Origin of the sequence: Halalkalibacter kiskunsagensis (genome assembly GCF_037027555.1) — a bacterium.
GTDB classification, from domain to species: Bacteria; Bacillota; Bacilli; order Bacillales; family Bacillaceae_D; genus Halalkalibacter; species Halalkalibacter kiskunsagensis.
The window spans coordinates 104,803-118,231 of record NZ_JAXBLX010000014.1; the positions used below are offsets into that span (position 1 = coordinate 104,803).

Consider the following 13,429-nt stretch of genomic DNA (forward strand, 5'->3'; position numbering starts at 1 on the left):
AGAAAAAGAATGAAATGGTTTAATTCAACGCCATTAAATCATTCAAAGATAGGAGAGAGATGAAAAGTGAATGCATTTGAAATATTACAAACTAGAAGAGCGATTCGTAATTATGAGAATAGAGAGGTAGAACGAGAAAAGATTGAGAGATTACTTGAAGCGGCAACTTTAGCTCCCAATGACCGAATGAGGGAGCCTTGGAGCTTCTTTGTTATACAAGGTGAAACAAAAAAAAGATACGAAAAATTAGCCTATGAATATTTACAAGAGCGTTTTCCGACTAAACCACATTTAATAGAGAGCTCAATTAAAGTTGTAAGTCAAACACCGGTTATGATTGCTGTGACCTCTGACATCCTTCCAGAAGAAGCTGATTCAAAAGACAATGAATATGCGGTATGTTGTGCGATTCATTCAATGTGGCTAGCAGCACAAGAATTAAATCTAGGTTTTGTCTGGAGAACAAGAGGAGTAGGTTTAGTTCATGATGGACGTTTGCATGATTTTATTGGTTCACCTAAGGATAAGAAAATAATTGGCATGGTCTTTCTAGGGTATCCAAATCAGAAAGAGTTAGAAGAAGTAAAGACTAAAAAACGTACACATTTTCAAGAAAAGACAGTATGGCTTTAATAAAATATATGATCTGATGAAGTGTTGAATTTGGAGGATGTAGAAATGAAAGGTAGTAAAAAACAAATTGCATTAGCTATAGCATCTTTTTTCTTTCTTACTTTAGTATTGACTGGATGTGCAACAGCAAATGTATCTAAGGATATAGCTTCTGGTAAAACACTGACAGTAGCTTTTCCGTGGAGTCCGGCAAGTCTTGACCCGCATAGTAGCAATAGTTGGGAAGTAATGCGTTCAGGTATGGGGGAAACATTGATTAGACTAAACGATCAATTGCAACCAATACCTTGGCTAGCGAAAGAATGGAAGCAAGAAAATGAAATAACATGGATATTTATGCTTGAGGAACAAGTGAAATTTCATAATGGTAATGAAATGGACGCCAGTAGTGTGAAAGAGTCATTGTTAAGGTCTTTAGAGAAAAATGAAAGAGCAAATGATTTATTACAAATAGAAGAAATCGAAGTGTTGACAGCAAATGAATTAAAAATAGTCACTAAAAAACCTAATTCAGCGTTGATTGCTCATTTGGCTGATCCTTCGACAATCATTGTTGATGTAACGACGATTGAAGATAAGAACACCTACCCTGCTTTTACAGGGGCATTTAAAATGAAACAATTTAACAAAGATGAGTCACTTCTTGTAGAGAGGAATGAAGACTACTGGGGAAAGCAAGCGTTGTTATCAGAAGTGAAAATCAACTATATATCTGATGGAAATACGCGATTACTGGCGTTGCAATCCGGGGAGGTAGACGCAGCAACTGATATTCCAATTGATAATATTTCCATATTAGAAAAGGACAAAAAAATTGAGGTGTTAACAGCTCCATCACTGCGAACGCATATGCTTCTTTTTAATATGAATTCTCCTTTATTTGAGGAAGTAAATCATCGAAAAGTAGTTGATAATGCTATTCCACGTAAAGAGATTGTCAATTCAGTTATGATGGGACATGGTACAGTAGCAAACAGTCCATTTTCTGATATTCTGGCTTTTGGTAAAGTGGAACGAAAAGAAGAAAAGCAATCGATCGAACAATTGATGACTCAAGGCGGTTGGGAGAAAAATAGGAATGGCATTTGGGAAAAACAAGGAAAACCGTTCGAAGTTACGATGTTATCTTTTCCGCAACGACCAGAATTGTCTGTAATGGCTGAAATTATTCAAAGTAGATTAGTAAATGTAGGAATTAAGGTAAACATTCGTCAAGTTGAAAACATTGATGATGCTTTAAGGAAGGAAGATTGGGATTTATCTATGTACAGTATGTTAACGGCACATACTGGCGATCCACAATATTTTCTAAATGTCTTCTATCGTTCTGATAGTCAATCAAATGTTAGTCACTATGCTTCAGATTCTTTGGATAGTATGATCAATCAATTAAACGAGACAACAGAGACAATAAGCCGAAACCAATTGGCTGTACAAGCACAAGAAATAATCAATACAGATCTTCCACAAGCATTTATCGTTCATCCGAAGACAGTTTTCGGTGTAAGGAAAGAAGTACAAGGCTTTATTCCTGATCCAATTGAGTATTATTATATTCATTCACAAATTGATGTGAATGAATAATGGGTGAACTCTAATATGGTTCGCTTTTGTTTTGAACGGATTTTCCAATTGATATTGGTTATATTTTGTGCCTCAACTTTTACTTTTATCCTTTTAAGGGTATCTCCAGGAGACCCAGCCTCTATTTTACTTTCAATAAATGATGTACCTGCATCTGAAGAAGCATTGACAAGCTTACGAATAGAACTAGGGTTAACAGAGTCATTATGGACTCAATATGTGCAGTGGTTAATTGATGTTTTTTCTGGGCAGTGGGGGATTTCATATGTTTCTAAAGAACCTGTGGTGGATGAATTGTTGAGAAGGTTACCTGCTACCTTAGAATTGGCGACTGCCGGTTTGCTCGTGATGGTATCGATCACATTTATTATGGGGATTGGCACTGCGATTTATCCTAATGGGTATTTGGATCGAGTTGGTCAATTTATGGCTCTTTTAGGATCAGCCATTCCATCCTTCTGGCTAGCCTTTATATTCATTTATATCTTTTCCGTACATTTTGGATTACTTCCTCCTATGGGACGGAGTAATTGGAAGAGTCTTGTTTTACCAGCTGTTACACTCGGCGTAGGAATGGGTACCGTCTATGCCCGTGTATTACGTGCAAATATGATTGAATTGATGAGTCAAAACTTTGTAAAAGCAGCAAAGGCAAGGGGATTATCCATAAGACGCATTCTCGTATTTCAAGTTTTAAAACATGCTTTCGTACCTATTGTAACGATGCTAGGGACGAGCTTTGCATTTATGTTAGGTGGAAGCATCATTATTGAGTCTATCTTTGCCTGGCCAGGATTAGGAAAATATATTATAGATGCTATTTCACTTCGAGATTATCCAGTCATTCAAGGATATGTAATTTTTGCTTCGTTCTTATTTGTTTCAATCCATATTCTTGTCGATATCATTTATGTGCTCTTAGATCCACGTTTAAGAGTTAGTTAGGAGGAGAGCCATTTATGAAAGAGGCTCTGCAAACAAATATACGATTCCTTTTTGGGGGCGGATTCCTTATAAGCATTATCTTAATCGGTCTTTTAGCACCGTGGCTAACTCCTTTCGACCCTTTGGCTATAAATCTTTCAAATAGACTATCACCTCCTAGTTGGAATTATCTGTTAGGGACAGATCATTTAGGACGTTGTTTGTTAACTCGGATTATTTACGGAATTAGAATAACCGTCACAGCATCGTTTTTTATTATGATTTTCACTGTGATCATCAGTCTGCCTATTGGACTTTTAACGGGGTACTTACGTGGCCGTATGGACCATACTTTTATGAGGGTGATTGATGGAACTCTTGCTCTCCCAGACATTGTACTAACTATTGCTATTGTTGGGATATTAGGACCGGGTTTTTTTAATATGATTGTAGCGATTATAATGGTTCGTTGGGCTAACTATGTTCGTCTCATTCGTAGTCTTGTTTTAAAAATAGGGAAGGAAGATTATCTATTGTCGGCCCGAATGTCTGGAAATTCCCATATACACATTATGAAACGTTATATCCTTCCTCAAATTCTACCACCAGTCATTGTTTTCGGGGCTTTGGATATGGGGAGAGTGGTCCTCTTAATTTCAGGGCTTTCTTTTTTAGGTTTGGGTACTCAACCTCCAACACCGGAATGGGGCGCTATGCTACATGATGCAACATCATATTTTCAAATCGCTCCACATGTTATGATCTTTCCAGGTCTCGCCATTATGTTCTTCGTTTTATCGTGTCAACTACTTAGTGATCAGTATAGAGAGTTGGAAGACTCAATCTCAAAAGAGGTGTAATATGGTTACAAAAATAAAACCTTTATTAAACATTAAACAATTAGAAATTTCCTATTATGAAGCTAGTAAGTTGAAACCGATTATTCATGATGTATCGTTTCAATTATATCCAGGAGAAACAGTTGCGCTTACAGGTCCAAGTGGCTGTGGGAAAATTCTGACTTCACAAGCGATTGTTGGATTATTGGAAATGGGAGCTGAAGTAACAAGTGGCCATATTATCTACAATGGAGAAAATATACTTAATTATGAGGATAAGGACTGGCAAAAGCTCCGTCGTGAAGGAATAGCCTTATTAATTCAAGATTCATTAAACGGTTTAAATCCGATCCGTACCGTGAAAAAACAGATGATAGAAACAATCAAACAAAAGAAGAAGTGGTTAAAAAAAGATATAGAATCATATTTACATTCCCTTCTAAGCCAAGTTGGATTTACCGATCCCAAACATATTTTATCCTCTTATCCCTTTGAATTAAGTGGAGGGATGCGTCAAAGGGTACTGTTAGCCATGATGTTAAGCTTACGTCCAAAGATCTTAATTGCGGATGAACCAACAACAGCTCTTGATGTTATTAATAGAGACAAAGTTTTATCCTTACTTAAGAAGTTACAACATGATTTTGAGCTAACGATTTTACTTATTTCTCATGATCAAAGCATAAATAGGTTCGCAGATCGTGTTGTACAAATGCGTCAAGGAGCAATTGTTATATGAGTCTACTTGAGTTATGCTATGTATCAAAAGAATACCCTTTAAGAGCAAGTAGAAAGACGTGGTTTAAAACCAATCCAAGCGTTAAAGTAGTTAAAGATGTTAATCTGACAATAAATAAAGGAGAATGTTTGGCACTGATTGGAGAAAGTGGTAGTGGGAAAAGTACTTTAGCTAAATTAATTATGAAGTTAGAAACAGTAACATCGGGACAGATACTTCTAGACGGTCAAATGATAAATGGGAAACAGGTGACAGATTTAACTATTTATAAACGTATCCAACTAGTATTACAAGACTCATCTACTTCCTTACATCCCAAAATGCATGTAGAAGAAATCTTGAAAGAACCCATTCATAATTATTTTCCGGAACAGATGGTAGAGTGGGAAGAAATGTTTTTGAAATTGTTAAAACTAGTAGGTCTTGATCATTCCTACTTATCAAGGTACTCGCATCAATTAAGTGGAGGGCAAAAACAGCGCGTATGTATCGCTAAGGCATTAGCAGTACAACCTGATCTTATTATTTTTGATGAATCGATTGCTAGTTTAGATAGGGACTCTCAAGCATCCATCGTAAATATGTTAAAACATATCCAAAAAAAAGAACAGATATCGTATTTATTTATTACTCATGATCTTCAAGCTGCTCAAACATTGTGTGATCAAGTAGCTGTTATGTATCAAGGCGAAATTGTAGAAACTTTTAGTAATTGGGACTTGCGACAGCTAAAACATCCTTATACACGTTCATTGGTCCACATACTTAATAAAAATAGTTTTGAAGAAAAGACAGTATGACTTTAACGAATTAGACGAGTTGGAGGAATCAAATGTTTACCGAAGAAGAAAAGAAAGCATTTTATAAGGTCATTTATAAAAGAAGAGATATTCGAACATTTCAATCAACGCCTATTCCTGAAGAATTGATATATAACCTACTTCATGCTGCTCACAATGCACCATCAGTAGGATTTATGCAACCATGGAATTTTATAATGGTTACGTCACAAGAAGTGAAAGAACGTCTTGCCTGGGCGGCTGACAAAGAAAGAAGAGCTCTTGCTATTCATTATGAAGAACAAGAAAAGAAACAATCTCATTTTTTGAGTTTGAAAATTGAAGGGATAAAAGAATCTCCTCTAACTATTTGTGTGACATGTGACCCGACACGAGGTGGATCCCATGTCTTAGGACGCAACTCAATTCCTGAAACGGATCAACTATCAACTGCTTGTGCGATTCAAAATATGTGGTTAGCAGCTTGTGTTGAAGGGTTAGCGATGGGCTGGGTTAGCTTTTATAAAAAACAAGACGTACGCGACATACTAGAAATTCCACCGCACATTGACCCTGTTGCATTGCTAACGATTGGTTACACAGATGAATATCCAGATAAGCCAATTCTTGAAACCTCTAAATGGGAAGAAAGAAAACAGTTAGAACCCCTCATTTTCAAAAATAAATGGTCATAGGTTATAAGTGGCTTCGGATAAAAGAATTAATCAATTTACAAGGGACGGAAACTCTATTATAATAGCGTTTAGAACAAAAAAATGAATAGTAAACAAATAGGTTTCTTAAATGATAATAAATATTTAAGACTAAGAGGGAAGTTGGTGTAAGTCCAACACGGTCCCGCCACTGTAAGCGTTGAGGAAGGTTAGCAAATATCCACTGTGTATTCTGCATGGGAAGGGATAACCAACCGTTGATTCGTAAGTCAGGAGACCTGCCTATTATGTTTTTAATCTTCCTCGAGGAAAGGAATGTTTAAAGTGCATAGTAATCTTTTATGAAGGTTGCAAGTTTATAGTCAGTCTCGAGTAGACTAAGTATACATAAAATGCCTTTTTACACTACGCTTTCCTCTGGAATAGCGTTTTTTTGTGCTCGAAAATAGAAGGGGGAAAAACAGTGATTAACGAGATTTTTAAAAAGTGGGGGCTTTACAGTATTGTTCTTCTGTTAAGTATGGCTATTATTGCAGGCTGTGGTACACAAGATCAAGAACAAGGCATTCAAGATGAAGTGAACTTAGAGGAAGAGGAAATAATTTCTGATGACAATGTAGAGTTGGACGAGGATAGAGGAGAACAGTTTCCTGTAACGATCACAGACGATGCTGGTCGAGAAGTTACAATTGAGTCAGAGCCTGAATCGATCGTCTCTATTCAAGCTAGTAACACAGAAATTGCCTTTGCACTTGGATTAGGCGATAAAATAATCGGTGTTTCGGATTATTGTAACTATCCAGCTGAGGCATTAGAGGTTGAAAAAGTTGGCGCGCAAGATATGAACGCAGAATTGATTCTAACCCTGCTTCCAGATGTGGCTCTTGTATCGGATTATCATTTCAATTCTCATCCAGAAATATTAGAACAGTTTGAAGAAGCAGGTATAAACGTGCTTGTCGTTGGAAGTGCAACTTCATTTACTGATGTTTATGGCAACATTGAAATGATTGCTGCTGCAACAGGAAGTAAGGATAAAGCAGAAGAAATCATTTCTGATATGCAACAGCGCCATGATGCAATCAAAGAAAAGGCAGAGGAATCTATAACGGATAAAAAGAAAGTCTGGGTCGAAGTTTCACCAGCTCCAGATATTTTTACGACAGGTCAAAATACATTTATGAATGAAATGCTTGAGTCCATTCAAGCTATTAACGCTGCCGAAGACCATGAAGGGTGGGTGAAATTGACAGAAGAAGAAATCGTTCAATTAAATCCTGATGTCATCATAACTACTTATGGTTATTATATAGAAAATCCAAGTGCGACAGTATTGACTCGTGATGGATGGGCTGAGGTTCCGGCTGTAATAAATGAACAAGTGTTTGACGTTGATAATGATACAGTTACTAGACCTGGTCCTCGTTTAATCGAAGGAGTGGAGACACTTGCGGAACTCATCTATCCGGAAATATTTAAGTAATAAAATTGTTTGGTTGTATATGCTAAGCGGAGGGTTTGTACTTGGTACAACCCTCCTTGGTTTATTAGTAAGCAGTGTGACCATTCCAGTCCCTGTCATTTTACATATCGTATTAGAAAATACTTTTAATATTGGATGGCTCGATGATATTCCAAGAAATGAAGAAATGATCATTTGGAATATCCGTCTCCCAAGAGTTCTACTTGCTCTTTGTGTAGGAGCATCACTAGCATTAGCAGGCGCAGCATTCCAAGGGCTCCTGCGAAACCCATTAGCTGATCCCTATACGATTGGGGTATCATCAGGTGCTGCTCTAGGTGCAGTATTCGTGCTGTTTTTTCAAGTTACTATCGTTGGTTTAGGAAGTTTCACTCTTCCAATTGTTGCGATTATTAGTGGCTTTATTACGTTACTTGTTGTGTTTGGGTTAGTCAGGTTAAGCAGTAGAAGTCTAGCTGTTGAAACGATCGTATTAGCCGGTATTATCATAAGTGCTTTTATTGGTGCAATTACATCTTTGATCATTTCATTAGGTGATCGGGATGCGATGACACAGATTCTCTATTGGTTATACGGAAGTGTTGGAATGAGGGGATGGAGCCATGTTCAACTGATCATACCATTTATGCTTGTCGGATCATTCATTCTTCTCATTCATTATCGTGAATTAAATGCCTTAGCGTTAGGTGAGGATGCAGCAGATCATATTGGTGTGAATGTAAAGAAAGGGAAAACCTATATCTTAATTGGTGCATCTTTATTAACGGGAGCAGCGGTAGCTGTATCTGGGTCAATTGGATTTGTTGGTCTCGTAATTCCACATTTAGTTCGACTAGTAACAGGCCCTAACCATCGACACGTTCTTCCGCTATCAATGTTAATAGGCGGAGCCTTTCTCATTTTAGCTGATTTAGTTGCAAGAACGATTATAGCTCCTAAAGAACTACCAATTGGTATCATTACGGCTTTAATAGGTGCACCAGTATTTGCACTATTATTGATTAGAGAAAGACTTGGGAGGGGGGGATTAAGATGATGAAAGTTGAAAATTTAGTAGGTGGATATACAAATGCCCCCATTATTAAAGATCTTAATTTAGAAATAAAAAGAGGAGAGTTTTTTGCACTTCTTGGGCCAAATGGGAGTGGGAAAACAACCCTATTTAAACTCATTACAGGTCAGTTACCTATTCAAAAGGGGGATATTCTGCTATCAGGAAAAGCAATTAAGTCTCTTTCGAAGCTTGAAAAAGCAAAAAAAGTAGCTGTCTTATCACAAGAAGTTCAGATTTCATTTGATTATACCGTTGAAGAAATTATTAGTCTTGGACGTTACCCTCATCAAAAGGGAATTCTTAAACAATTATCAAAGTTAGATTGGAAAGTCATTGAAGAGGTCATGGAATTAACAAAAATAAGTCAATTTCGAAAGACCCAATTCCGAATGCTTAGCGGAGGTGAAAAGCAAAGAGTCTTGTTGGCCAAAGCATTGGCACAGGAACCTGAAATCTTACTTTTAGATGAACCTACCAATCATTTGGATATTAAGCATACATTCCAACTGTTAGATCTATTAAAAGAACGGCAACAAACTATGGACCTGACAATTTTTTCTATATTGCATGATCTAAATGTTGCTTCGCTCTATGCTGATCGAATTGCCTTACTTCATAATGGAGCATTTTTAGAAGTAGGAGATGTAGATACGTTAAGAAAAGAAGATCAATTAAAAAAAGTGTATGAAGTTCAAGTGAAAGCCCAATCCCATCCAACTGTTCCAAAACCACAACTACTAATGACACCAAAGTACTCAACTTCGAGTAATCTTTTAAACTTTAGTAATGCTTATAAAATAGAACAAAATGATGAATGTATTCATGTTGAATTCGATAGGCCACTACGAACACTTTCCAATGGGGTAATTGGAGATGGTATACAGTGGTTAAAGCATTTTGGTAATTTTCATGTTGATAAGAATTACGATTGCACAGATCCTAAAAAAGATTTACAAATGCGGATGAAAAAACATCGCATTCCTCATGAAAAAGCTGTCGGGATGATGACTGCTGTAAAACTGGAGGACAAGGTGATTGTAAAGAAAGAGATAGAAGGAATTAAATTCATGGTAATTGTGACAGCTGGTGTTGGGAATGCCGTAGATATATCAGCAGGGTCTATAGTAAGAGCTACCAGCCAAATAGGGACGATTAATACAATGGTTTTTATAGATGCACATTTTACAGATGGAGCCCTAGTAAATGGATATATGTCTGCAACAGAAGCAAAAGTAAAGGCTTTACAAGATCTTAACATAAAAGATCCTGCGTCTAATACGATCGCGACAGGTACATCAACCGATTCCTTACTTCTTGCCCTCACGCAGCAAGGCAAAAAGACACCTTATGCTGGATCAGGAACAGTTGTAGGAAAAGGAATTGGACAAATAGTCTATCAAGCGACACAGGAAGCGATAAAAAAATATTTAAAAAGAGTTAAGTAGTAATGTTTCAAACGGTAGTATTATTAGAAAGGTGGAGTTGATTTGACAGAACGACGAATCGTAATTGCGGGTACAGGTAGCGGTGTCGGCAAAACAACAGTGACAATTGGTTTAATGTCAGCATTAAAAAAGAGTGGATTAACGGTTCAGGGGTTCAAATGCGGACCTGATTATATTGATCCGTCCTATCATACAGCTGTAACAAACCGAGCTTCTCGCAATCTAGATAGTTGGATGCTCACAAAAGATAGAGTATTAGATATTTTTGCGAATGGGAGCAAAGGGGCAGACATTTCAGTTATGGAAGGAGTTATGGGCTTTTTTGATGGAAAAAACCCAGAAACGAATGAAGGTAGTACGGCTGAGATTAGTATGATAACGACAAGCCCTGTTGTATTAGTAGTTAATTGCGCGAGTATGGCCAGGAGTGCAGCAGCGATAGTAAAAGGGTTTCAATTGTTTGCTGACGGTCCAAACATTGTAGGGGTCATTGCAAACAAAGTGGGAAGCGAAGGTCACTTTCATCTAGTGAAGAAAGCAATTGAACAAGAATGTCACGTTCCTGTTATCGGCTATTTGAAGCGAGAACTAGATATTGAAATTCCTGAGCGGCACCTAGGACTTATTCCTTCTATTGAAAGAGGAGAACTTGATCCTTTCTTTGATAAATTAGGGGAGCTCGTTTCTGAAACAGTTGATATGGACAAACTTCTTGAATTATCTGTAGCGGAGCCATTAACGCTAAAAGAAAATTCTTCACTTTTTGGAAGAAAGAAAGAAACGTTAGTAAGGATTGCCGTAGCGAAAGACGCGGCGTTTAATTTCTATTATCCGGAGAATATAGAGATCTTGGAGTCTTATGGGGCTGAAATTGTTTATTTTTCTCCATTGGCGAACGAAGGTTTACCGGAAAATGTAGATGGGCTTTATCTTGGTGGAGGTTTTCCTGAGGAATTTGCAGATGAACTTGCTTGTAGTGCTAAAGCAAAGCATTCAATAAAAGAGAACATTGAAAATGGATTACCTACACTTGCTGAATGTGGTGGGTTTATGTATTTGACTGATTCAATTGAAACGACGGAAAAGATGAAGTATCCAATGGTAGGAATAATCCCGGGCAAAGTCCAAATGCAATCAAAATTAGCGGCACTCGGCTACAGAGAGATTAGTGGACAAAACAAAAATTTTTTACTTGAAAACCAGATAGCTAGAGGGCATGAATTTCATTATTCATCATTTCATCCTACCCAAGAAGATATTCCTTATGCTTACGAAACAAAAGGCATGCGTGGCACAAAAAAGGAAGGCTATGTAACACACAATTTAGTAGCAGGCTACACTCATTTTCATTTTGCGTCTTGTCTAGCTATGGTTGAGAATTGGATTGAAAAATGTATAGAAAGTAAACATAGTAGGGGAAAAACGATATGAATCAACAAGTATATTCTATCCCAAAGTTAAACAAAGAAATGGGTAAACAAGTCAATGAATATATCAATACATTAACAAAGCCAATTGGAAGTCTAGGAAAGTTAGAAGAATTGGTTATTAATCTTGCAGAAATGAAAAATGAGGCCTTTCCAAGTGTGAATGTACCTGGAGTCCTCGTTTTTGCTGGAGATCATGGGATAACGGCTGAAGGTGTCTCGGCATATCCGCAAGCGGTGACGGAGCAAATGGTTTTAAACTTTTTAAACGGGGGAGCAGCTATTAATGTCTTTAGTAGACAGATCGGGGCATTGCTCGAAATTATCGACATTGGGGTCGCAACAGATATTGAGCATACTAGTCTTGTAAATAAAAAGATTCGCTACGGTACAGCCAATTTTTATCAGGAAGATGCCATGACGTTTGCAGAAGCAGAAGAAGCAATCGAAGCAGGTTATTCTCAAGGTTTAGAGATGATAAAAAGAGGAGTTAATTGTCTCATTCTTGGTGAGATGGGTATTGGAAATACGACGGCAAGCAGTGCGATACTAGCTGTACTTAGTAATAAAGAGGTCCATTCATTAGTTGGACATGGAACCGGGATTTCATCCGAACAATTACTACATAAGGTAAAAGTTATTAACCAGGCAATTCTACACCGGAAGCCCAATACACATGACCCTATAGATATTTTGGCTAAAGTAGGCGGGTTTGAGATTGCAGGGATGACAGGAGCAATGCTTGCTGCAGCGGAAAATAGAATCCCGATATTTGTTGATGGATTTATTAGTACAACGGCAGCATTACTTGCAAAATCAATCGCGATTAATGTTGTTGATTATATGATCATGACACATCAGTCCGTTGAACCAGGGCATGAAATAGCAATTTCATTATTAGGGAAGAAACCTATTTTGGATCTGGGTTTCAGGTTAGGAGAAGGAACTGGTGCAGCCGTTGCATACCCCATTATTCAATCAGCAACATTAATGTTAAAAGAAATGGCAACGTTTAGCTCAGCGGGAATTTCGAATAAAAACTAATTTGAATTTTACAATTACAGGAGGTTGGCATGAGCAAAGAAAAACACAACCAACAAGGGTTAACCCTTGTTTATACAGGTCATGGAAAAGGAAAAACGACATCATCTTTAGGATTAGCTCTCAGAGGTATAGGCAGAGGATTTAGAGTGAAAATCTATCAGTTTATTAAATCACCACAGCGTTCGTACGGTGAACAAATTGCTCTTAAGAAGCTAGGTGTTGAAATGGTTCAACTGGGAGTAGGATTTACTTGGACAAAAACACCTGAAGAACACAGGGAAGCCTTAAGAAAGGGATGGCCTAAAGCAAAGGAAGCCGTTATGAGTGGAGAATATGATTTAGTTATTTTAGATGAATTAAACAATGCTTTAGCCATTAACAAATTTCCAATTGATGATGTCCTTCCAATAAAAGAAGTGGTTGAGTTAATTCAAAATAAACCATCACACGTCCATCTTGTAATTACAGGAAGAGATGCTAAGCAAGAAATTAAAGAGCTAGCTGATCTCGTTTCAGTCATTGAAGCCGAAAAACATTATTACAACGAAGGCATCCCAGCAGTGAAAGGAATTGAATTTTAGAGTAGGTGCAAAAAGGTCGAACTTTACCTTTTTGCACCTACTCTAAGCAATGAGCGGAACCGCCGTCATGTTTTAAGCCTTTTGAGCGAACTTCTCAGGAAGGCGCACGGCGAGTGAAGCCATTGCAACATGAACGCACTATTAAAGCAAAAAGGTCGAACTTTACCTTTTTGCACCTACTCTAAGCAATGAGCGGAACCGCCGTCATGTTTTAAGCCTTTTG

The 13,429-nt window shown here is 37.5% G+C and carries 13 protein-coding genes and 1 riboswitch; all 13 genes read left to right on the top strand.

The window, feature by feature from the left end; genetic code table 11:
* Positions 1-66 precede the first annotated feature (66 nt).
* Complete coding sequence (locus tag SLH51_RS10275) at positions 67-633, top strand: nitroreductase family protein (RefSeq protein ID WP_335961168.1); 567 nt, start codon at positions 67-69, stop codon at positions 631-633.
* A gap of 45 nt (positions 634-678) precedes the next feature.
* Positions 679-2,217 carry an ABC transporter substrate-binding protein gene (locus SLH51_RS10280; RefSeq protein WP_335961169.1) on the top strand — a complete coding sequence of 513 codons (1,539 nt, stop codon included), beginning with the start codon at positions 679-681 and terminating at the stop codon, positions 2,215-2,217.
* A 15-nt stretch (positions 2,218-2,232) separates the two neighbouring features.
* Positions 2,233-3,162, top strand: a complete 930-nt coding sequence (gene nikB / locus SLH51_RS10285) for a nickel ABC transporter permease (protein WP_335961170.1) — start codon at positions 2,233-2,235, stop codon at positions 3,160-3,162.
* A gap of 14 nt (positions 3,163-3,176) precedes the next feature.
* Positions 3,177-4,001 carry a nickel transporter permease gene (gene nikC / locus SLH51_RS10290; RefSeq protein ID WP_335961171.1) on the top strand — a complete coding sequence of 275 codons (825 nt, stop codon included), beginning with the start codon at positions 3,177-3,179 and terminating at the stop codon, positions 3,999-4,001.
* Between the two features lies 1 nt (position 4,002).
* Positions 4,003-4,719 carry an ABC transporter ATP-binding protein gene (locus tag SLH51_RS10295; RefSeq protein WP_335961172.1) on the top strand — a complete coding sequence of 239 codons (717 nt, stop codon included), beginning with the start codon at positions 4,003-4,005 and terminating at the stop codon, positions 4,717-4,719.
* Positions 4,716-5,519 (top strand): ABC transporter ATP-binding protein, encoded by an 804-nt coding sequence (locus SLH51_RS10300; RefSeq protein WP_335961173.1) that lies wholly within the window; start codon positions 4,716-4,718, stop codon positions 5,517-5,519. Before SLH51_RS10295 ends, SLH51_RS10300 begins: the two co-directional genes overlap by 4 nt.
* A gap of 32 nt (positions 5,520-5,551) precedes the next feature.
* Positions 5,552-6,193: a 5,6-dimethylbenzimidazole synthase gene (gene bluB / locus SLH51_RS10305; protein ID WP_335961174.1), complete on the top strand. Its 642-nt coding sequence runs from the start codon at positions 5,552-5,554 to the stop codon at positions 6,191-6,193.
* Positions 6,194-6,274: 81 nt separating this feature from the next.
* Positions 6,275-6,472: riboswitch (cobalamin riboswitch) on the top strand.
* Positions 6,473-6,638: 166 nt separating this feature from the next.
* Positions 6,639-7,655 (top strand): ABC transporter substrate-binding protein, encoded by a 1,017-nt coding sequence (locus SLH51_RS10310; protein WP_390183933.1) that lies wholly within the window; start codon positions 6,639-6,641, stop codon positions 7,653-7,655.
* Positions 7,621-8,691 (top strand): FecCD family ABC transporter permease, encoded by a 1,071-nt coding sequence (locus SLH51_RS10315; RefSeq protein WP_335961176.1) that lies wholly within the window; start codon positions 7,621-7,623, stop codon positions 8,689-8,691. The genes SLH51_RS10310 and SLH51_RS10315 overlap by 35 nt, the downstream gene beginning before the upstream one ends.
* A complete protein-coding gene (locus SLH51_RS10320) occupies positions 8,688-10,154 on the top strand; it encodes an adenosylcobinamide amidohydrolase (protein ID WP_335961177.1) in 1,467 nt (488 codons plus the stop codon). Before SLH51_RS10315 ends, SLH51_RS10320 begins: the two co-directional genes overlap by 4 nt.
* Before the next feature lie 42 nt (positions 10,155-10,196).
* Positions 10,197-11,585: a cobyrinate a,c-diamide synthase gene (locus tag SLH51_RS10325; protein WP_335961178.1), complete on the top strand. Its 1,389-nt coding sequence runs from the start codon at positions 10,197-10,199 to the stop codon at positions 11,583-11,585.
* Positions 11,582-12,625 (top strand): nicotinate-nucleotide--dimethylbenzimidazole phosphoribosyltransferase, encoded by a 1,044-nt coding sequence (cobT, locus tag SLH51_RS10330; RefSeq protein WP_335961179.1) that lies wholly within the window; start codon positions 11,582-11,584, stop codon positions 12,623-12,625. Before SLH51_RS10325 ends, cobT begins: the two co-directional genes overlap by 4 nt.
* Positions 12,626-12,654: 29 nt before the next feature.
* Entirely contained in the window at positions 12,655-13,206 is a 552-nt protein-coding gene (locus SLH51_RS10335; protein ID WP_335961180.1) for a cob(I)yrinic acid a,c-diamide adenosyltransferase, read from the top strand.
* Positions 13,207-13,429 lie beyond the last annotated feature (223 nt).

What these genes read in the sequence shown, in the direction of transcription:
- SLH51_RS10280 (WP_335961169.1), top strand. Translation starts at nt 679, where the DNA reads ATGAAAGGTAGTAAAAAACAAATTGCATTAGCTATAGCATCTTTTTTC.
- SLH51_RS10335 (WP_335961180.1), top strand. Translation starts at nt 12,655, where the DNA reads ATGAGCAAAGAAAAACACAACCAACAAGGGTTAACCCTTGTTTATACA.
- SLH51_RS10320 (WP_335961177.1), top strand. Translation starts at nt 8,688, where the DNA reads ATGATGAAAGTTGAAAATTTAGTAGGTGGATATACAAATGCCCCCATT.
- SLH51_RS10295 (WP_335961172.1), top strand. Translation starts at nt 4,003, where the DNA reads ATGGTTACAAAAATAAAACCTTTATTAAACATTAAACAATTAGAAATT.
- cobT (WP_335961179.1), top strand. Translation starts at nt 11,582, where the DNA reads ATGAATCAACAAGTATATTCTATCCCAAAGTTAAACAAAGAAATGGGT.
- nikC (WP_335961171.1), top strand. Translation starts at nt 3,177, where the DNA reads ATGAAAGAGGCTCTGCAAACAAATATACGATTCCTTTTTGGGGGCGGA.
- nikB (WP_335961170.1), top strand. Translation starts at nt 2,233, where the DNA reads ATGGTTCGCTTTTGTTTTGAACGGATTTTCCAATTGATATTGGTTATA.
- bluB (WP_335961174.1), top strand. Translation starts at nt 5,552, where the DNA reads ATGTTTACCGAAGAAGAAAAGAAAGCATTTTATAAGGTCATTTATAAA.
- SLH51_RS10300 (WP_335961173.1), top strand. Translation starts at nt 4,716, where the DNA reads ATGAGTCTACTTGAGTTATGCTATGTATCAAAAGAATACCCTTTAAGA.